20 protein-coding genes and 2 tRNA genes are annotated in these 18,975 nt (G+C 67.1%); 7 read left to right on the top strand and 15 right to left on the bottom strand.

The window, feature by feature from the left end; all coding sequences use genetic code 11:
• Positions 1-69 precede the first annotated feature (69 nt).
• The 3 genes from TX76_RS13660 (at position 70) to TX76_RS13670 (ending at position 698) form a co-directional block, all read left to right on the top strand.
• Positions 70-381, top strand: a complete 312-nt coding sequence (locus tag TX76_RS13660) for a nucleoside triphosphate pyrophosphohydrolase (RefSeq protein WP_049903120.1) — start codon at positions 70-72, stop codon at positions 379-381.
• A complete protein-coding gene (locus TX76_RS13665; protein WP_049903122.1) occupies positions 382-591 on the top strand; it encodes a hypothetical protein in 210 nt (69 codons plus the stop codon).
• Between the two features lie 26 nt (positions 592-617).
• Positions 618-698, top strand: a tRNA-Ser gene (locus tag TX76_RS13670).
• A gap of 641 nt (positions 699-1,339) precedes the next feature.
• Here the strand turns inward: TX76_RS13670 and TX76_RS13675 are convergent.
• A complete protein-coding gene (locus tag TX76_RS13675; RefSeq protein ID WP_049903124.1) occupies positions 1,340-2,446 on the bottom strand; it encodes an aminotransferase class V-fold PLP-dependent enzyme in 1,107 nt (368 codons plus the stop codon).
• 102 nt (positions 2,447-2,548) lie between these two features.
• On the opposite strand from TX76_RS13675, the gene TX76_RS13680 reads away from it, so the two are divergent.
• A complete protein-coding gene (locus tag TX76_RS13680) occupies positions 2,549-3,343 on the top strand; it encodes a creatininase family protein (protein WP_049903126.1) in 795 nt (264 codons plus the stop codon).
• Positions 3,344-3,541: 198 nt separating this feature from the next.
• Here the strand turns inward: TX76_RS13680 and TX76_RS13685 are convergent, their stop codons facing one another.
• The 4 genes from TX76_RS13685 to TX76_RS13700 all read right to left on the bottom strand — a co-directional run bounded on the left by TX76_RS13685 (position 3,542) and on the right by TX76_RS13700 (position 6,319).
• The gene (locus tag TX76_RS13685) at positions 3,542-4,450 is read right to left on the bottom strand and encodes a DMT family transporter (RefSeq protein WP_049903127.1); all 909 of its coding nucleotides are present in this window, start codon (positions 4,448-4,450) and stop codon (positions 3,542-3,544) included.
• A 303-nt stretch (positions 4,451-4,753) separates the two neighbouring features.
• Entirely contained in the window at positions 4,754-5,317 is a 564-nt protein-coding gene (locus tag TX76_RS13690) for an NAD(P)/FAD-dependent oxidoreductase (protein WP_049903128.1), read from the bottom strand.
• Between the two features lie 452 nt (positions 5,318-5,769).
• A complete protein-coding gene (locus TX76_RS13695) occupies positions 5,770-6,027 on the bottom strand; it encodes a hypothetical protein (protein WP_049903130.1) in 258 nt (85 codons plus the stop codon).
• 91 nt (positions 6,028-6,118) lie between these two features.
• Complete coding sequence (locus TX76_RS13700) at positions 6,119-6,319, bottom strand: hypothetical protein (RefSeq protein WP_049903132.1); 201 nt, start codon at positions 6,317-6,319, stop codon at positions 6,119-6,121.
• Between the two features lie 274 nt (positions 6,320-6,593).
• On the opposite strand from TX76_RS13700, the gene TX76_RS17685 reads away from it, so the two are divergent.
• Positions 6,594-6,881 carry a hypothetical protein gene (locus tag TX76_RS17685; RefSeq protein ID WP_154019083.1) on the top strand — a complete coding sequence of 96 codons (288 nt, stop codon included), beginning with the start codon at positions 6,594-6,596 and terminating at the stop codon, positions 6,879-6,881.
• Between the two features lie 507 nt (positions 6,882-7,388).
• On the opposite strand, the gene TX76_RS13710 is transcribed toward TX76_RS17685, so the two are convergent.
• Together TX76_RS13710 and TX76_RS13715 are read right to left on the bottom strand one after the other, a co-directional pair.
• Positions 7,389-7,462, bottom strand: a tRNA-Ile gene (locus TX76_RS13710).
• Positions 7,463-7,521: 59 nt separating this feature from the next.
• Entirely contained in the window at positions 7,522-8,013 is a 492-nt protein-coding gene (locus TX76_RS13715) for an FxsA family protein (RefSeq protein WP_049903135.1), read from the bottom strand.
• A 90-nt stretch (positions 8,014-8,103) separates the two neighbouring features.
• On the opposite strand from TX76_RS13715, the gene TX76_RS13720 reads away from it, so the two are divergent.
• A complete protein-coding gene (locus TX76_RS13720) occupies positions 8,104-9,717 on the top strand; it encodes a DUF255 domain-containing protein (protein ID WP_049903136.1) in 1,614 nt (537 codons plus the stop codon).
• A 42-nt stretch (positions 9,718-9,759) separates the two neighbouring features.
• On the opposite strand, the gene TX76_RS13725 is transcribed toward TX76_RS13720, so the two are convergent.
• The 7 genes from TX76_RS13725 to TX76_RS13755 form a co-directional block, all read right to left on the bottom strand.
• Complete coding sequence (locus tag TX76_RS13725) at positions 9,760-10,845, bottom strand: geranylgeranyl reductase family protein (protein WP_049903137.1); 1,086 nt, start codon at positions 10,843-10,845, stop codon at positions 9,760-9,762.
• A 152-nt stretch (positions 10,846-10,997) separates the two neighbouring features.
• Positions 10,998-12,026 carry a DUF5305 family protein gene (locus TX76_RS13730; RefSeq protein ID WP_154019084.1) on the bottom strand — a complete coding sequence of 343 codons (1,029 nt, stop codon included), beginning with the start codon at positions 12,024-12,026 and terminating at the stop codon, positions 10,998-11,000.
• Positions 12,023-12,274: a hypothetical protein gene (locus tag TX76_RS13735; protein ID WP_049903139.1), complete on the bottom strand. Its 252-nt coding sequence runs from the start codon at positions 12,272-12,274 to the stop codon at positions 12,023-12,025. The genes TX76_RS13730 and TX76_RS13735 overlap by 4 nt, the downstream gene beginning before the upstream one ends.
• A 65-nt stretch (positions 12,275-12,339) precedes the next feature.
• Positions 12,340-14,292, bottom strand: a complete 1,953-nt coding sequence (locus TX76_RS13740) for a malectin domain-containing carbohydrate-binding protein (RefSeq protein ID WP_049903141.1) — start codon at positions 14,290-14,292, stop codon at positions 12,340-12,342.
• Entirely contained in the window at positions 14,289-15,305 is a 1,017-nt protein-coding gene (locus TX76_RS13745) for a signal peptidase I (RefSeq protein ID WP_049903143.1), read from the bottom strand. The genes TX76_RS13740 and TX76_RS13745 overlap by 4 nt, the downstream gene beginning before the upstream one ends.
• Before the next feature lie 52 nt (positions 15,306-15,357).
• On the bottom strand, positions 15,358-15,882 hold the full coding sequence (locus TX76_RS13750) for a hypothetical protein (protein ID WP_154019085.1): 525 nt from the start codon (positions 15,880-15,882) through the stop codon (positions 15,358-15,360).
• 317 nt (positions 15,883-16,199) lie between these two features.
• Positions 16,200-16,787, bottom strand: coding sequence for a riboflavin synthase (locus TX76_RS13755; protein WP_049903145.1), 588 nt, complete (start codon positions 16,785-16,787; stop codon positions 16,200-16,202).
• A 115-nt stretch (positions 16,788-16,902) separates the two neighbouring features.
• Here TX76_RS13755 and TX76_RS13760 point away from each other — a divergent pair, with 115 nt between their 5' ends.
• Entirely contained in the window at positions 16,903-18,732 is a 1,830-nt protein-coding gene (locus tag TX76_RS13760; protein ID WP_049903148.1) for a UvrD-helicase domain-containing protein, read from the top strand.
• On the opposite strand, the gene TX76_RS13765 is transcribed toward TX76_RS13760, so the two are convergent.
• Complete coding sequence (locus TX76_RS13765; protein ID WP_049903149.1) at positions 18,729-18,974, bottom strand: DUF7533 family protein; 246 nt, start codon at positions 18,972-18,974, stop codon at positions 18,729-18,731. The two genes, TX76_RS13760 and TX76_RS13765, sit on opposite strands and share 4 nt — an antisense overlap.
• Position 18,975 lies beyond the last annotated feature (1 nt).

Raw genomic sequence — 18,975 nt, forward strand, 5'->3', positions numbered from 1 at the left:
AGGAAACGGTCCACGGCGACACGCGTTCGATGGCGCGGTATTTAGGTCGCCAGCTGACGAGGCAGACGTATGACGGACCACTACGACAAACTCGTTCGCGACCAGATTCCGGAAATCATCGAGCGCGACGGCGAAACCGCGGTCACGCACGTTGCGGACGACGACGAGTACCAGCGCCGGCTGTGCGACAAACTCGACGAGGAGACGGCGGAGTTTCGAGCGAGTGGCGACCTCGAAGAACTCGCGGATGTCGTGGAAGTGGTCTCCGCTATCTGTACCTCGCGGGACATCGATCCGGACACGCTGAAGCAACGACGACGGGCAAAAGCCGACGCGAGAGGAGGGTTCGCGGATCGAATCGTGCTGGAGCGCGTCGAGTAGATGCAACCACGAACCAAGGCGAGTCTGCTGTGGGGCGCGATCGCCGCGCTCGTCTTTCTCGTACTCGTCCAGGGCTATACGCTCCTCGTCGCCTCGGGGCCGACGATCGGCATTCTCTCGAAACTCGGGGTCTCCGGGGTCGTCGGCGTCTGCGGGGCTGCATCGAGCTACGCGCTGGAGGGGTGGCTGGCGCGGAGCGAAAGGTCTTAACCGCCGACTCCGGTAGGCTCATTCGAGCCGGGATGGCCGAGTGGTAAGGCGCACGCCTGGAAAGCGTGTTCCCTTTGGGATCCGGGGTTCAAATCCCCGTCCCGGCGCTTCTGCGAGGAACGGACGTGACGAGCGAAGCGCACATCACGGGGATTTGAGCAGACCAGTCGCAGCCCGGGAAGCGAGCGGAGCGAGCGACCCGGAACGTCTGGGCGAGTTCAAATCCCCGTCCCGGCGTTCTCGTGAATAGTGCGGGACCGAATCCCGCGGACCATGCGAACGGTGGCTTCGCCACCGTGAGCAGACGAAGTGGACGAGAGCTCGGGGCGGCGAAGCCGTCTCGAACGACTCCGCTCGACAGAACGCCGAGACGGCTTCGCCGTCTCGTGATGACGAGAGAGCAACGCTCTCTCGAACCACGAGACAGAGCAGGGAGCAGCTTCGCTACAACCGTGCTTTTGCTGTCGTTCGAAAGGCGCTCCGCGCCTTTCGTGATGGCGAAAACGCTACGCGTTTTCGAACCACGAACGGACGCGAGCAGCTACAGAAGTCCCAGATACGCTGCCCCGAAAAACAGTCCGAACACCACGACGAGCAGCAACAACAGACCGATCATGTACTGATACATGCCATCGACCGACATCGGCGACGGGAGATCCATGGGCGACTCGTACCAGCGGAGACGTTTAGCACTACCGTAATACTCGCACGGACGGCGCTGGTCGCTGGCGACGCGGCCGGTCGAGGGTCAGAGCCGTGAAAGCACCCGATCGATGTCCTCGGCGGTGTTGAACGCGTGGGCCGAGATCCTGATCGCGTCGGGCGACGGGATCGATCGAACCCGAATGTCGTGGCTCGCGAGTCGCTCGACAGTGGCATCGGGATCGCCGACGTCGATAGTCACGAGCCCCGATTCGTACTCGCGCGGGCTCAGGAGAACATCGTCGTCGAGACCGTCCTTGAGCCGGTCGGTAAGGCGTTCGATTCGCCCCTCGATCGTGTCGAAACCGATCGAATCGAGACACTCGATCGCCGCAGCGAGGCCCGCGTGCGGGGCGGGCGAAGCGGTGCCGACTTCGAGCCGACGTGCGCCCGCAGCGAACCCCTCATCCAAGTCGTTCGGGTCCGTGACGCTCCGGTAGCCCACTCGCTGGGGGTCGAGCGCCGCGGTGGCGTCGTCGGCGACGTACAGAAAGCCCGCACCCCATGGCCCGAGCAGCCATTTGTGGCCGGCCCCGACCACGAAGTCAGCCTCCCACTCGTCGACGTCGACCGCGACCTGACCGGGCGACTGGACCGCATCGATCAGGACGCGAACTCCCGCATCGTGAGCCATCGCGACCGCCTCCGTGATCGGGAGTCGCGTCCCGTAGTTCCACGTGATCGAACTGAGACAGAGCAGGTCCGCGCCGTCGAGGGCGGTCGCGAGGTCGTCGCGGTCGAGGCGTCCACGGGTAGTCTCGATCACGCGCGTCTCGACGCCGTGGCGGTCGGCGAGGCGCTCCCACGGCAGGATGCCGGCCGGGTGCTCGCAGTCGGTTCGGACGACTATGTCGCCCGCTTGCCATGGCAGCGCGGTCGCGATCCGGTTGATCCCGTCGGCGGTGCTCTGGGTTAGCGCGATCTCGTCCGGGTCGGCCCCGAGGAAGTCGGCGACGGTCTCTCGTGTGTCGTCGAACGCCGCGAAGAGCGCGGGGTACATCCCCTCCGCGGCGGGCGCGACGTACTGGTGGTGTTCGACGCAGTCGGTGACGGCCTCGACGACGGGACGCGGAGCGGGGCTCGCGGCACCCGTGTTGAGGTAGGTGATCTCGTCGAGCGCCGGGATCGCGTCTCGGAGATCGAGTGGGTCCATACTCGGGCTACGGCGGGTGGGGATTGAAACGTTCCCATCCGGAGCCGCGGCCACGAGAGCCGAAGTGGACACCGTTATGCGGGGTCCGCTCGACACGCCGGTATGTACCTCGCGGATCGGACGTGGCCGGAGCTCGGCGAGCACGTCGCGAGCGAGTCGCTCGCGGTCGTTCCACTGGGATCGACCGAACAGCACGGCCCGCACCTCCCGCTCGCCACCGACCACCTGATCGCCGAGCATCTCGCCCGCGAGGCGACCGATCGGGCTGACGTGCTCTGTACCCCGACCGTGAACGTCGGCGTCAGTCCCCACCACCGGCAGTTTCACGGCACACTGTGGGTCGACGCACCTGCCTTCCGTGACTACATGGAGAGCCTCGCGCGTAGCCTCTCGTACCACGGGTTCGATCGGATCGTGTTCGTCAACGCCCACGGCGGCAACACCGTCCACCTCCGCGAGGTCGGCCGGCGGCTCCGCGACGACGATACTGCCTACGCCATCGAGTGGATGTGGAACGACTCGATCCCCGAACTCGTCGACGATCTGTTCGCCCAGAACGGTCCGCATGGAGGGCCAAAGGAGACCGCGATGATTCAGCACATCGCCCCCGATCTCGTTCGGGACGACGAACTCGACGCCGCCCGCGATGGCGGAATCGCCGATCTCGACGAGGCCGACGTGATCGTCAACGGTGCGCGAACGTTCTACGATTCGATCGACAACACCGAGAACGGCGTGCTCGGCGATCAGACCGACGCGACGGCGGCGAAGGGCGAGCGGCTGTTCGAGGCCGCGGCCGACCAGCTCGTGCAGCTGCTCGCCTGGCTCGACGAGCAGCCGCGCGACGCGCTCATGGCGAAACCGCACGTCGACCCGCAGCCCGGTAGTCGGCGGTAGTCACGTGGCGGGGGGATTTCGGTCGCGAGTACGGCGTCGAAGCCCACGAATCACGGTACAAATGAGAGACCGCAGGCCACGCCCTCCCCAACCGATTCGCTCCGTTCGCTTTGCTCACTTCGCTCATCCCTCGCGCGAGTCGCGCTTCGCGCTCCCGCGCGCCAACCGCTCTCTCACAGGTACCTGAACCTGTGAGAGTCAGGTCGCGCGCGCTCGTGACGTGACGGCGATCCCGACGAGCACGATCGCGCCGCCGACGACGGTGATCGCGCTCGGGACCTCACTCAGCAGGACGAGTGCGAGCAGCGCGCTCCCGATGGGTTCGCCGAGCAGCGAGACGCTGACGACGCTGGACTCGACGTGGGCGAGCGCCCAGTTCAACACGGTGTGACCGAATATTCCTGGGCCGACCGCCATCCCGAGGAAGAGCAGCCATTCGCTCGGCGGGTAGTCGACGAGGGCCGCGCCGTCGGCGACGGTGAGCACGAGCAACACGACCGCACAGACCGAGTAGACCACGATGACGTACGGGATCAGCGGGATGCGCTGGCGGAGCGAGCGCCCCGCGAGCACGTACCCTGCCGCACAGACCGCACCGACGAGCGCGAGAGCGTTGCCGTACAGCGGGGCCGCACCCGCGACGTTCGCGCCGGTGAGGGCGTCGCCCACGGACATCACCGCGATGCCGGCGAGTGCGACGACCATCCCCGCGAGGGTGCGGCGGGTGACGTGTTCGGCGAGCAGGAGCGCCGCGCCGGCGGCGACGAACAGCACCTGGGACTGGACGATCGTGACCGAGGCGGCGACGCTGGTCCATTCGAGGCTCTCGAACCACGACGCGAAGTGGATCGCGAGCGCGACCCCGCCCGCGCTCGCCACGAACCAGTCCCGGCCGGAGAGCCGGCCGAACGCGTCGCGGTGGCGACGGAGTGCGAACGGGACGAGCAGCAGGGTGGTGAAGAGCACCCGGTAAAAGGCCTTCACGAGGCTCGGGGCCGAACTGTAGCGCACGAGGATCGCGCTGGTGCTGACCGCGACGACCGCGACCGCGAGCGCCGCGAGGGGCGGCGTCGCGCGCTCGACACGTCGAAAAACGCCGGTGCTCACGCCCGGTCCGATGGTGGCCGAGCGCTTACGGGTTGTGATGGACGACAGGCGCTACTCCGACAAGCGACGCTGATCAAGCAATATCTGTCAGATTACCATAGAACGGCTCCAGTAGCGATCGATGGGAGGAATCCGATAGTGCTATCGCGAAAACCGCTGCGATGCCGGTACACATGAGGACCGCAGGCCACGCCCTCCCCAACCGATTCCTTCGTCTCGTTCGTTTCACTCACTCGACCCAGTCATCCCTCGCGCGAGAGAGCACTCCCGCACCGCGGCGTGCTCTCCGCGCGCCGGCCAGAACTATTCGGCGTCCGCGGGCGTGTCGAAGTCGTGGAAGTGCTCGCCCTTCTCCTTGGTGAGGACGTTCAGGGCGGCCGCCGCGCCGTCGCCCGCCGAGATGACCGCCTGCCACTCCTCGGCGCGAACCATCGCGCCCGTGGCGTAGGCGTCCTCGACCGTGGTCTCCATCGTCACGTCCACGTCGACCACGTCCTCGTCGGTGAACGAACAGCCGAGGTCCTCGGCGAGGTCGCGGTTCGCACCCGTCGCGAGGACGACGTAGCTTGCGTCGTGCTCGCCCCCGTCGGTCTCGACGGTGAACCCGTCGCCGTTCTCCGCGACGGCAGTGACCGAGGTTCCCTGGTGGCGCTCGACGCCGAACTCCTCGACCTGGTCGCGTGAATCCTCCATGAACGCCGAGCCGTCCTCGCTCTCGATCCCGAGGTAGTTGAACAGGTGGGCCTTGTGCATCCACGTCTCGTCGGTGTCGAACACCTGGGTGCTCAGCCCGTTCTTCGCGGTGAACAGCGCCGCGCTCAGTCCTGCCGGGCCGCCGCCGACGACCGCGACGTCAGTTTCTGTCATGCGGTGTCACGTACCGCGGCGAGCCTGATAAATCGTGGTGGCGAGGGCTGTGGTCGACTGTGGCTGCGGAGCGGTGCGGTTGCGGGGCGGGCCTGGCGGATGAAGGGCGAGATCACGAACGAAGTGAGTGATCGAGGGCTCGGCGGTGCTGTGCGGTGGCGGTTGCGGTGTGGTGGCGGGAGGAAGCCACGCGGCCGCGTTTCATCGCGGCCGCACGGGGAGGAGTGGGGACTTCAGCGCGTGCCGGGCGTCCGCGAGCAACGCGAGCGGACGAAACGGGCGAACGGCGCAGCCGTGAGCCGGGCCACGCGCCCGGCGCGCGCAATCGCGGTGCTGTGCTGCCTGGTGGTGCTGAAAAATCGGAGATTTTTGCATGTCAAAAACGCCGTGGAACGGCGTTTTTGAGCGACATGAAAAGGGCGAGCGCTCGCGCCGAGCGAGCGCGAGGGCTTTCAGCGACCGGCACTCACGTACGCCATCGGGGCGATCACGATGAGCCCGATGCCGAGGTAGAGATAGAGGTTCGGGCCGTCGATGCTCGGAACCAGCATGAACACGAGGCCGAAGACCATCGTCTGGAGGGCGACGATCTTCAGCGACCGCTGGGTGAGCGCGGCGAGCGTCGCGAGCACGTAGACGAGCAGCAACACCTGGCCCAGATTGTACTGGAGCAGGAAGTTGTCGATCACCTGCAGCGGGAGCGCGAACATCCTCGCCCGAACGTCTGCGGGTCGCCGGCTTCAAGCTTACGAGTCCCGGGCGAGCGCGGTCGGGGTGCTCGGGTCCCGAGGCCGTCGCGCCTCACCCGGCCGGCCCCGTGAGATCGAGCGGCCGGACCCATCGATACCAGACCACGAGTGCCATCGTGAGGTAGCCGACGGCCCAGACGACCATCCCCGCCGTGTCGAACCCGGCGTTCGAGAGGGCGAAATCGGCAGCGCCAGGGACGACCACGCCGGTGGCGAGGACGAGTCCGAACACCACCCGCTCGTCGAGCGTCACGGACGTTTCACTCCAGTTTGCCGGGGTCGACGACGGCTCATACGCCTCGCTACGGGTTCGAGCCGCCTCAATGGCTCGGTTCGCCGTGCGCGCCTATCGGCGCGACGCTCGCGATGGGATCGGCTGGAACGGTGTGCAACGGCGCGTAACGATGCTCGTGGTTCAATAGCCACCCGACCGTTCACACGGTCGTTGCCGGCCGCCGAGCCGCCACGAGCCCCCGACGGCCGGACAGCCGTTGACGGTTGGACCCCACCGACTTCGGCCCTCCACCATGCGCAACGCACCGCCGACCCACATGCTAGGGAACCACGACGAACCGACCGCACCCGCCGATCTCGCCGTCGGCGACGTCATCCGCGACAGCGACAGCGGCGAGAAACACCTCGTCGTCGTCGACGTCGACGATGCGGGCGTCACGGTGCGCCGTGGCGACGTCGAGCGATTCGTCCCCCACGCACAGTTCGGCCCGTGGAACGACGAGACTCTCGTCGTCCATCGTCGAAACGCCAGCGAGCGGAGCGATCGCGAACGATCCGACGCGCGCGAAGGGCACTGCTGAGCCAGGCCAGTCGCCACCCCGCAAAATCGAGTCACGGATCCGACGGTGCCACGCGGCGACGGAACGCCAGATCGCACCCCGCGTCCGGCCACCTCCCTGCATCCGACAATCGCCCCGGAGCACGACGACATATACGGCAGTGGTATGCCCACACAAGGCTTATGCTCGTGAGGAGCCGAGTGTTGGGTGGAGCGTGGCGCGCTCCACGGGACAGCGGGGCTCCGTTGCGTGGCATCACCTGTAACTTCACCCCTGCTGTCTTTTTAGCAGTCAGCTGATGAGCAACCGGTCTATCGTTGGATGGGGCGCAGCCGTCATGGCGTCTCGAACCTCGTGCTCGTCGCTCGTGGGAGTGTGACGAGAAGAATGGGCCAACGCGGATTTGAACCGAAGCCAGACGATCCGACTCACACCGTTCGCCGGCTGCGACTGGCAGGGCTCAAATCCGCTCGGTTGTATTTTCGACGCTCATCGGACTCACTCCGTTCGTCGATTCGCGCACGAAAATGGGCCAACGCGGATTTGAACCGCGGACCTCCCGGTTATCAGCCGAGCGCTCAACCTAACTGAGCTATTGGCCCGACATCCGGAGTTGCGCCGTACCGCTTGTAAGGGTTTCTCTTCGCGACTCGGCCGTCGGCTACTCCCGGCTGGGTTCGCGGTCGTCGCGGCCCGACCCCACGTCGTACACGTCCGAATCGTCGGTGTCCGATCCACCGGGGAACCCACCGACGTAGACGTTCCCGGAGGCGATCCCGCCGGTCTTCCGGTCGATGTACGGCACGACGAACCACCGCTTGATGGCCTTCCGGATCGGCCACCGGGTGACGGGAACGACGAGCAGCAGTCCCACGGCGTCGGTGACGAGGCCTGGCGTGAGCAAGAACGCGCCCGCAGCGATCAGGAGCCCCCCATCGAGGAGCTCGTCGCCGGGGAGCTGGCCGTGCTCGACGCGCTCTCTGATCTTCCGAGCCGTGTGACGGCCCTCGGCACGGACGAGGAGCATCCCGATCAGCGCCGTGAGTACCACCAGCGCCACGGTCTGGATCGCGCCGATGAAGTTCGCCACCGCGACGAGCAGCACGGCATCGAACAGGGGGATGAGGAGAAGCAGCCCGATGATCCGGAGCATATCGTGACTACTCGTCCCGCACGCAAAACCCTTTATGCTCCGACGGGTTCGGAGTCCGAAGCGCTTTGCCCCGTCCGCCGAAGGACTCACATGGACGCCCGCGCGGTCGATACGCTGGTCGAGTGGCGAGAGTGGGGTGACGCGGCGTTCGCCGAGGCCCGCGAGCGCGACGCGCCGATCCTCTGCAACCTGCGCGCCCACTGGTGTCGGGAGTGCCGCGAGATGGACCGGACCGCGTACGCCTCGCCGACCGTCGCGGCCAACCTGAACGACGGGTTCGTGCCGGTCCGTGTCGACGTGGATCGCCGGCCACGGGTCCGAGAGCGCTACAACATGGGTGGGTTCCCCTCAACCGTGTTCCTCACACCGACAGGCGATCTCATCACGGGTGCGACGTATCTCGGGGCCGACGGGCTTCGCCAGGTGCTCGAACGCGTGCGGACGGCGTGGAACGAGAACGGCGAGGAATCGGGGCGGGTCCCACGCGAACTCCGCGACGCCGACCCGCCGGCGGGCGAGCTCTCCCCGGCGATCGAGGTCCACATGGAGCGCGAGATCGAAGCGGCGTTCGACGAGGAGTTCGGCGGGTGGGGCACGGGACCGAAGTTCCCGCTCGCACCCGCCATCGAGTTCGCCCTCAAACGCGATCGGAAGAGAGCGCTCCGGACGCTCGAAGCCATCCGGACCCACCTCCACGACACCTACGCCGGCGGCTTCTTCCGGTACGCCGTCGAGCGTGACTGGAGCGACCGCCAGACCGAGAAGACCCTCGACACCAACGCCGGGCTCTGTCGAACGTTCGCCGCGGCGGCGCGCTACGACGACGAGTATGCCGATCCCGCGGTACGCACAGCCGAGTTCCTCACCACCACTCTCGCGAGCGGCGACGGGTTCGCGGCGAGCCAGTCGGGCGACGAGGCGTATTACGGTCTCCCGCCGAGCGACCGCGAGGCTGCCGACCCGCCCCCGATCGACGGCACCGTGCTCGCCGGGGCGAACGGCCTCGCGATCGACGCACTGCTCGAAACCCACGCCGTCACCGGCCACGAGGGGTCGCGTCGCGGGGCCGAGCGCGCGCTCGACCATCTGCTCGATAGCCTCGTCGAGGATGGACGGGTGATCCACTACCGCACTAGCGACGCGACTGGCCCCCGTGGACTGCTCGCCGACCAGGCGCGCGTCCTCGGTGCGCTCACGAGTGCCGTCCAGGTGCTCGGCGACGACTGGCTCGCGCCCGCCGAACGGATCGCGGCGTACACGATCGCGGAACGCCGCGAGGGGGATTCGTTTCTCGACGGCCCTCCAGAAGGGGCCGGACTGCTCTCGCGCCCGCTGCGACCGCTCGGGACGAACGTCGCGATCGCGGACGCGCTGTACGAGCTGGGCGTGCTGACCGGTGAGGACCACTATCACGAGATCGCGTGCGAAACGCTCGCGGCCTTCGCGGGCGCGGCCGACAGGATGGGAGTCGAGGTCGCGGGCTACGCGACGACCGCAGCGCGCGTGCTTTCGGGGACCGAAATCGCGGTCGCCGCACCCGCCGGTAGTGATTTCCACCACGCCGCCCTCGACATCCCGGCCCACGAGGCAGTCGTGATCCCTGACGCGGATGGCGAGGCCGACACCGCACGGATCACCATCGACGGTGAATCGACGGTCGTCTCCAGCCCGTCGGCGCTTCACGAGTGCGTCGCCGGCGAGTGAGTTCGACCGTTGCTCGGTGGACAGCCACCGGAGCGATTCGGGTTACGACCGCGAGAGCAGTGTTTTCAGACTCTCGGGCGAGAACAGCGTGGTCGGTTTGTCCATGTGAACGCCGATCTTCCCGGAAAGAGCGGACAAACCGGCGTTCTGGAGGGGTTTCGGCAGCGAGTACGCCCGACGAACCCAGTGGCCGAGCCGGATCTCACGCGCGAGGTCGTCGCGCCACGCCGTCTCGTAGTCGGCGAGCGTTTCCGGAGATCGGGGATCGATCTCGCGGGCGGCGTGGTCGGCCGCGGTCATCCCGTAGACGATCCCGCCGCCGGTGAACGGCTTGGTCTGGGCGGCGGCGTCGCCGATCAGGAACGACCGATAGCCGGTGACGCGGTCGGGCGGTCCGATCGGGATCATCCCGGCACACGTCTCGCCGGTCTCGACCCCGTAGCCGTCGGTGAACGTCTCGAACAGTCCGGTGGCGTTCTCGCCGGGTGCGGCCGCGAGACCGTACTCGACGCCCGCCTCGGCTCGGGGGATGCGCCACGCGAAGAACTCCGGCACCGAGAGGTGGACGTCGACGTGTGCACCGGGATCGTTCTCCGCCGAGAACGCGAGCACGCCCTGGAGTTTCTCACCGGGCTCGGGCATGTCGAGGTCGCGTCGAACCCGCGACACCGGTCCATCACAGCCCGCCACCATCCGGGCGTCGAAGGTGCGGTTGCCGTCGGGCGTCCTCGCGGTCACCGAGACACGATCGGCGTGCTCCTCGACGCCGATCACGCTGTGGTGCTCTCTGAGATCGGCACCCGCCTCGCGGGCCGCCCGCGCGAGCGTTCGGTCGAGTTCGACCCGGTCGATGACGTTCGAGATCGTCTCGTCCTTGTAGAACAGGTGTGCGCGCTCGCCGGGCCCGCCGGCATGAAAGCGCGCGCCCGAGATCTCGTTCTGGAGGAGGTCCGCACGCGCGCCATCGGGGGTGAAATTCCAGATATCGGTGCTGACGTGGCCCGAACACGCGAGCGGCGTGCCGACTGCGCCGCGTTCGAGACAGAGCACGTCGTGGCCCGCCGCGGCGGCCCGGCGGGAGAACCGCGACCCGGCCGGCCCGGCACCCACGACGACGAAATCGTACATCGCACGGGCGTAGCCGGCGTCGGTGCAAGTACCTTCCCACTCGGACCCGCCGCGCCCGTCGACCGGCGAGCGGCCCGGTTCGAACGGAGCCCCGAGGTCCCGGGGAGGGACGAAGCCGCCACTTCGAGTGGCCGATCGACGAGATCGCGGGCTCAGGAGTCGTCGGTCGTGTCCGTTTCGGCCGTCTTCGGCGCGTAGCAGTAGCGGACATCGCCGTCGAGCACCGCGTAGCGGCCGCGCGAGCGGTCGTGGATCGCGCGTTTTTCGATGTCGATCGCCACGTCCACGAGGTCCTCCAGCGAGTCCATCCACACGACGGACCCGCCCGACGGTTCCGGGATCGTCCCCGCCGAGAGCCACTCGGCGTAGCGCTGCTCGTGGATCCGCCGGCGGACCACCGTCGCGTCGATGCCGCGCCGGAGCCACGTTCCGGCGACCGCCGCGATTGCGAGCGATCCGAGACCCAGCAGGCCCAGCGGACCGTACACGAGCGGATCGGCCGATCCCGTCCGGGTCCGCGTGACGGGCGTCGTCCGGGTCCGGTTCGCGTCGAGGCTCCCCGCGATGGTGTAGGTGTTCGACTCGATCCGCAGCGGTGCGGACGCGTCGAGCACGCCGGAGTAGTTCGCGGTCTCGTAGGTGACGTTGATGGCGAGGGTGGGCTGGATCGTGCCGGCGTCGCCGAGGGTAGCCTCGATCTCGTCACGCCGATTCCGGATCCGGGTCACGTTCAGTGTCGTGTCGTTCGTGGCCTCACCGTCGACGATGGTCCGAGTGCTCTCGACCGGGGTCTGATGGGTGCGCCAGAACGTCCGGCCATCTCGCTGAGCGCGGTACTCCAGGGTGATCGTCCGGGTCACGTCGACCGGCCGATCGTCGGGCACGTCGAGCGTCTGTGTGAGGGTGAGATCGGGGGCCGCCGAGAGCACGTACACCGGCGCGTCCTCGATGCGGTCTCGCTGTTGCCACAGCGAGCTCCCGTTGGCCACGAGGGCGCTCGTGTGCACCTCGGAGGCGAACGTCTGCTCGTCGGTCCGAGCGGTGTACTCCTCGGTGGGCGGTGTGGCGACCACCCAGCCGGCCCCCGCGAGACAGCACACGCCCACGAGCGCCAGCACGGCCACGACCGGCCAGCCGTACTCGGCGACGATCAGCCTCGCCTTCAGCGCGCCCGGCATCATCGTCGGCGGTACCCCTCCTCCCGATCCGAGCGTCGACCGGGAACGGCGGCGTCACGGGACCGTACGTCGGTTGCTTCGGTCGGCCGTCTCCGGTCGGGCGACACACCCGCGCGACCGTTCGATCCGTTCACCTGGACGTTCCCGTCGGCGGTGCCGTCTCGACCGCCCGTCGCGTTTCCGGTGGCGTCGACGTGTCGTGACCCGAGACTGCCGGCAGAGATCGAGACCGCCCGAGTCGTCGTGTTCATCGTCGTTCTTCCTCGTGATCGTATCGACCACAACGGTCGTTCTTCGCTCGTTCCATCGAACCTCCTCAACATTCGATCCAGTCGAGTTCGTACGTGCTCTTATCGGCGGTGATCCGAATCACGTGCCGACCCGCCGACAGTGAGACCTTCTTCGTGCGGATCGTTCTGTAGGTGCCGTAGCTCCCCGTCCCGCTGAAACGTTTCTTCGCGACCTGGATTCCGTCGACCGAGACGGCGAACGATCCCCCACCGACCGACGACACCCGTGCGGCGATCCGACAGGACGTGTCGGCGGAGACGTCGACCGTGTACTCCAGCCACTCGTCGGTTTCGATGGATCCGACGACGTGGCCGCCCGAACCGGCCTCGATATCCACGTCCGAGGAGCGGTACTCGCCGGCGGTATCGTCTTCCTCACCCGGCGTGGTGTCGTGATACGAGACGCCCTCGCCGCCGGTATCGAAGTCCTCGGCCTGGACCCGGCCGGGCAGCGTACGAGCGGTCCCGCCGTAGGGCTGCTGACCGGACGGACTCTCGGTCGTCGAACCCGCCGTGGTCGCCGTGGTCGATCCACCGCTGGCGTTTCGGACGCGGATCGCTCCGAGCGTGGCCTTGTCGGCCGATGGGGTGAACCCGAGATCCAGTCGGCCGTCGGTCACCGTGACCGTCCGTGTGAGGTCGAGTGCCGTATCGTGACCCGCTCGGCGATAGACGTCCAACGCGTCGATCACCTGCGATCCTTCGGCGGTGACGTCGAACACGCGCGACCCCGTGCCGCCACCGTTTCCATCCCCGCCCCAGTAGATCTCGGCGAACTTGAACGTGACCTCGTACTCGCCGTCCGGCAGCGAGACGTCGTACTCGAAGTCACCCTTGCGCTCCGATCGGTACAGCGGGTCGTCGGTCGTCCCGTCGATCGACTCGCCTTCCTTCACGCCCGACGCACCACCACTGAAACCGGTGTCGGCTCGATAGACGGTCCCGGCATCGGTGGTGTAGTTCCCGCCGCCGGCGTTGACCGCGAACACCGTCTCGCCGCTCGTCGGCTGTTCGACCTCGTCGACACGGATCGCCCCGAGCGTGGCCTTGTCGGCCGATGGGGTGAACCCGAGGTCCAGTCGGCCGTCGGTTACCGTGACCGTCCGCGTGAGGTTCAGCGCCGTGTCGTGGCCAACGCGACCGTGGACGTCCAACTGGGTGATGACCTGCGAGCCTTCGGCGCTGACGTCGAACACGCGTGATCCCGTGCCGCCACCGTTTCCATCTCCGCCCCAGTAGATCTCGGCGAACATGAACGTGACTTCGTACTCGCCGTCCGGCAGCGAGACGTCGTACTCGAAGTCCCCTTTGCGCTCCGATCGATACAGCGGATCGTCGGTCGTCCCGCCGATCGACTCGCCCTCTTTCACACCCGACGCTCCGCCAGTATAGGCGGTGTCGGCTCGGTAAACTGTTCCATCCCCTGCGGTGTAGTTCCCGCCGCCGGCATTGACCGCGAAGACGGTCTCGCCACCGCCACCACCGCTGTCCGGTGTACAGCCCGATTCGATGGTGGCGCTCCTGTTCAGCGTGGCCGAGGCCCCCGATCCCGACACCTCGATGGTCGCCGAGGCCGGCTGGCCCACGAGCGCGTCGTCGCAGGTCACCGCGAGATGGACTTGCTGGGCGCTACCCGCAGCGAGCGAGACGGACGCCGAGCCGCCGACGTTCTGTCCACCGACGACGAGATCACCGGGCGAACCCGAATCCAGCGCCACCGTGATCGAGACGTCGCCGCCGAACTGGTTTTCGAGTCCCAGATAGTCACTCGTCGTGCCGGTCGCGGGTCGGGAGACGGTCACGCCGAGTGGTCCCTCGGAGTCCGTCACCACGTCGGCGTTGGCGTCCCGTGAGAGGGTCGCCGTCGAGAACGCGTCGGTGGCCATGGCGACCATCAGCGGTGCGGTCAGCGCGAGCACGGCCACCAGCAGGTAGATCCGCCACCGTCGGTTGCCCGACCCACGCGAGATCGAACTCACTCGCGCTCACCCCCATCCTCGAACCACGATCCGGGACCGGCCCGACGACGCGTCGGCGCGAACCGCAGCGGCGTCCGTCCGTCGTAGAGCAGGGTGTAGAGCACGAACAGCGGCCCGAGCGCAGCCAGCACCGACCCGAACATCGCCGCGATCGGGTGGGCCGCGTGCAGACGCGCGACCACGCCGTAGGGCAACGTCAGCGGGTAGGAACGCACGCTCACGGTGGTCTCGATGGGGCCGAGGCTCTCGGGTGGTGGGATCTCGACGCCCAACACTACCGATTCGTTTTCGGCGGTTCGGTTCGTGATGGTCATTCCGTCTGCATCGATGAACGTGTGAGTGAACGGCCCGGTCCGGGCGTTCACCGTGATGTTCTGTGTCGTGGGCTCGCCCACGGGGAGGGTTCGTGGCGAACCGGTCGGCGTGTCGGTGGCGACGTAGTCCAGGCCGGCGGTGTGGCTGCTCAGCGCGATCAACACGACGGTGAGCAGCGCGGCCCCGACGAACAGCGGCATCAGTACGTCGCCAACCCGGAGCACGCCCCGATCGGGGCGGTCGGAGCCACGCACCAAGCCCACCGCTGCGAGGGCGAAGCCCGCAACGAGCACCGCGAGCCGGTTCGTGCGGAGGAACGCCACCGCCGCGCCGAGGTTCGGGATCACGACCGGCTCGCCGCCGACCGAGAACGCCTCGCCGATGATCCGCGACTGTCGTATCGGTGGGGTGCCGCCCGCCTGATCGGTGGAGGGGTTGGCGTCACCCTGCGTGATGAATCCGGTGTCGATCTGCTCCACGACGCGGTGGGTCACCCGGCCCTGCTCCGCGCTCTGGAAGGTGATGATATCACCCGAATCGACATTGCCGGCCGGAACGAGGAGAAACCCGTCGCCCACGCCGATGGTTGGTTCCATGCTCCCCGAGGTGACGTAGGCCACCTGGACCGGCGACGAAGCCGGGGCGACGACGAGCACGAGGGCCACTACCACCGCCACGAGCGCGATCCGCTTGAGCATGGGACTGGTCGTCTCCTGAAATACTGAAGACCGCGTTCGGTCGTGTAGCCGCTCAGGCGTCCACGCTCAACGTGCCGTTGATCGTGTCGCCGTCGGTCATGTCCGTGGTGTCGAACTCCATGACCACGTAGACGCTGCTCCCGCTCGACACCGGGGTCGAGACGGAGCCACCGGACGTGTCGCCGACCGTCGAGCCGTCCTGAACGAGCGTGAAGTCGACACCGTTGATGTCCTCGTTCAGGCTGACGGTGTGTTCTCTGTTGTCCTGATTGGTGATGGTGAACGCGTTCTGGCTCGATGCGTTGCTCGCATCACCGATCGTGTAGACTGCATCCGGGTTGACACCGGATGCGGTGGCGGAGTCGTCGAGATCGATGCTGAGCGCGCCGTCACCGTCGTAGCCGACGAACTCGCTGTCCGCGTCGGGGCTCAGAGCGAGTGGCCCTTCGTTGTCCTGAACCACGTCGACGCTCACGCTCCGGTCGAGGGAGGCGCTCGTGAACGCCGAGGTTCCGAGGAAGCCTGCCGTTGCTACCACCGCCACTACCAATACGATCGCGTATCGTGTTTTCGTCATCTGGTCTGAGTTCCTTGTCGAGTTTCGCCGTCGATTCGTTCGTTCATGCGTCTTCCGTCCCGTTCGTATTCGAGTTCCACGGTGGTTCGTTTTATACGCTGTTTCGGGCGTATACTACGTCATCGAGAGGATATACATAAGTCTACCCATTCTTGCATACATCGTTGGATGCGAGGTTATCGTAGTCTCAGTACTCCGTATTAGCAAGGCTCTTCCGTGGAAAATGAGTGCCACGGTAATGAATACCAGAACAGCAGGGTACTGGGATCACAACCGGGTCGATTCCGCGGCACTTCGTCCCGATCGCGGGAACGTCTCTATCGATACCCCTCCGTGAGGCGTTCGACGTACTTCGCGATCACGTCGACTTCGAGGTTGACCGGATCGCCTGGCGTCTTCTCGCTCAGGGTCGTCAGCTCGTACGTCGCCGGGATCACGGCGACCGAAAACGAGTCCGGACGGAGGTCGGCGACCGTGAGACTGATGCCGTCGACGGTGATCGAGCCCTTCTCGACGACGTAGCGCGCGACCGGTTCGGGCAGCGAGAACGCGAACTCCCAGTCGTCGTCGATGCGCTCCACGGATCGGAGTTCGGCGGTCGCATCGACGTGACCCTGAACGAAGTGGCCGTCGAACCGGCCGTCGGCGGGCAACGCACGTTCGACGTTGACCGCGTCGCCGGCTTCGATCGTCGAGAGCGTCGTCCGGTCGAGAGTCTCGGTCGAGCAGAACAGTTCGAACCACCCCTCGTCGTGCTCCTCGACGGTGAGGCAGGTCCCGTCGATGGCGATGCTCTGGCCGTGTGCGAGGCCATCGAGGGCGGCCCCGATCCGAACGCGTCGACCCCCCTCCTCGTCGGTGACCTCCCGAACGTCGCCCGTGGTCTCGACGATGCCGGTGAACATGGCGAGCGGTACGGACTGTCGTGTGATGAGAGTGCCGTTCGACGGCCGCTCCGGGACACGCCACACCGCACCGGGAGCCACGTCGTTTATAACGGATGGGTGCCTGTTGTGGGCCATGTCTACCGACTCGCACGTGACCCGGCTGTTCGGCGGCCCGGGGAGCGGGAAGACCACGGCGCTGCTCGACCGCGTCGAGGACATCCTCGACGAGCCAGGCGTCACGGTCGACGACGTGCTCGTGGTATCGTACACGAGGGCGGCGGCCGCCGAGATCAGGGAGCGCCTCGCCGAGCGCCTCGACGTCAGCCCGCGCTCGCTCAAGGGTAACGTCTGTACGATGCACGCGAAGGCGTACGAGCTCCTCGACCTCTCGCGCGGCGACGTCGTGGGCGAGTCCGACAAGCGCGAGTTCTGTGAGGAGTACGGCATCGAGTTCGAGGACGAGTACGAGGGGTCGCGCCGCCGGACCGCGCGCTCGACCACCATCGGCAACAAGACCATCGCCACGAGCCAGTGGCTCCAGCGCACCACCCGGGACGTCGCCGACTGGTACGACGTTCCCTTCCAGTGGAACGACGAGGAGGTGCGCCTCCCACCCGAGATCGACGACAACGCCCAGCAGGGCAACAAGTACACCCCGACGTGGCCGAGCGACGACGACCGGATCGACATCCCGGAGGCGATCCGGGCGTGGCGCACCTACAAGGGCGAGCAGGGATTGACCGGGTTCGCGGACATGCTCGAACGCGTTCACCAGCGCTCGCTCGTCCCCTCGGTCGAGTACCTCGTGATCGACGAGTTCCAGGACATCACCACGCTCCAACACGAGGTGTACGAGGCGTGGAAACCCCACGTCGAGCGCGCGCTGATCGCGGGCGACGACGACCAGGTGGTGTACGCGTGGCAGGGCGCGGACCCGCAGCTCCTGCTCGACGAGGTGGGCGAGGACGTGATCCTCGACAACTCCTACCGGCTGCCGTCGCGCGTGTTGAACGTCGTGAACCGCGAGGTCCGCCACATCGAGCAGCGCCAGGAGAAGAACCTCCGGCCCCGAACCGAGGGCGGATCGGTCGAAACCGTCAGAAGCCCGTCGATGCTCGATCTCGTGCGGAACGTCCGGGCGACGGTCGAGAACACCGACGAGACCCTGATGGTGCTGTTTCGGGCGCGCTACCAGCTGTTCCGGTTCATGGACGAGTTCATCGACGACGGCATCCCGTTTCAGGCGCTCACCGACCAGCGGATGTGGACCGACCGGCTGACCGACTACATCGGCGCGATCGAGCGGGTCGACGAGGGCGAACCCATCACGGGGCTCGAAGCCCGCCGGCTCGCCGACATGCTCGCCGACACCGCGTTCGGAACCAACCACCGCGACGCCCTCTACGAGGCGCTCGACGACGAGCAGGAGGCGGCGGGCGTCGAGGACGTCGCCGATCTCACGATCGATCCCGGACTGATCGACGAGCACGTCCCGTTCATGCCCGGCCCGGCGTCGGCCGACGACATGCTCCGAAAGGTCTCGCAGTTCCAGAAGCAGTCGGTCGCGGCGTACTTCGACGGCGAGTATCAGGACGTCGACCGCGATCGCGTTCGTGTGGGGACCATCCACTCCGCGAAGGGCCGCGAGGCCGATCACGTGTTCGTCGCGACCGACCTCACCGAGAAGGTGGTCGAGCAGATGGCGGCCTCGGTCGACGATCCGGACGCCGTGCCGGGCGACGAGCCGTTCAGCAAGAACACCGATCCGGTGCCGATGCTGACCGACAACGAGCGCCGGGTGTTCTACGTCGGGATGAGCCGCGCGCGCGAGCGCCTCGTCCTCCTCGAAGACCTCGTCGGCGGCGCACCGACGCTCCCGGTCGACGTGTTGCTCGACAACCAGCCCTCGGGAATCACCGTCGAGGACGTGCTCAGCGAGACCGAGGCCCCCGCCGCGGATTAGTTCTGGTCTCCCTCGTCGTCCGGATCCTTCGCGATCGTGCCGACGGTCCGTTCGGCCGCCATCGCCGGCAGATCGTCCGGCGTGGTGACGTACGTTTTGACTGCGAACATCAACACCGCGACGGCGATCATCGCGATGCCCGACATGGTCTGGCCCTGGATCAGAAAGAGCGTTCCGAGCATCGCGACTGGCAGCGCGAGGACGAGCGTGATGACCGTTCCGAACGTGCTGATGATGCCCATA

Origin of the sequence: Halococcus agarilyticus (genome assembly GCF_000334895.1) — an archaeon.
Taxonomy (GTDB): domain Archaea; phylum Halobacteriota; class Halobacteria; order Halobacteriales; family Halococcaceae; genus Halococcus; species Halococcus agarilyticus.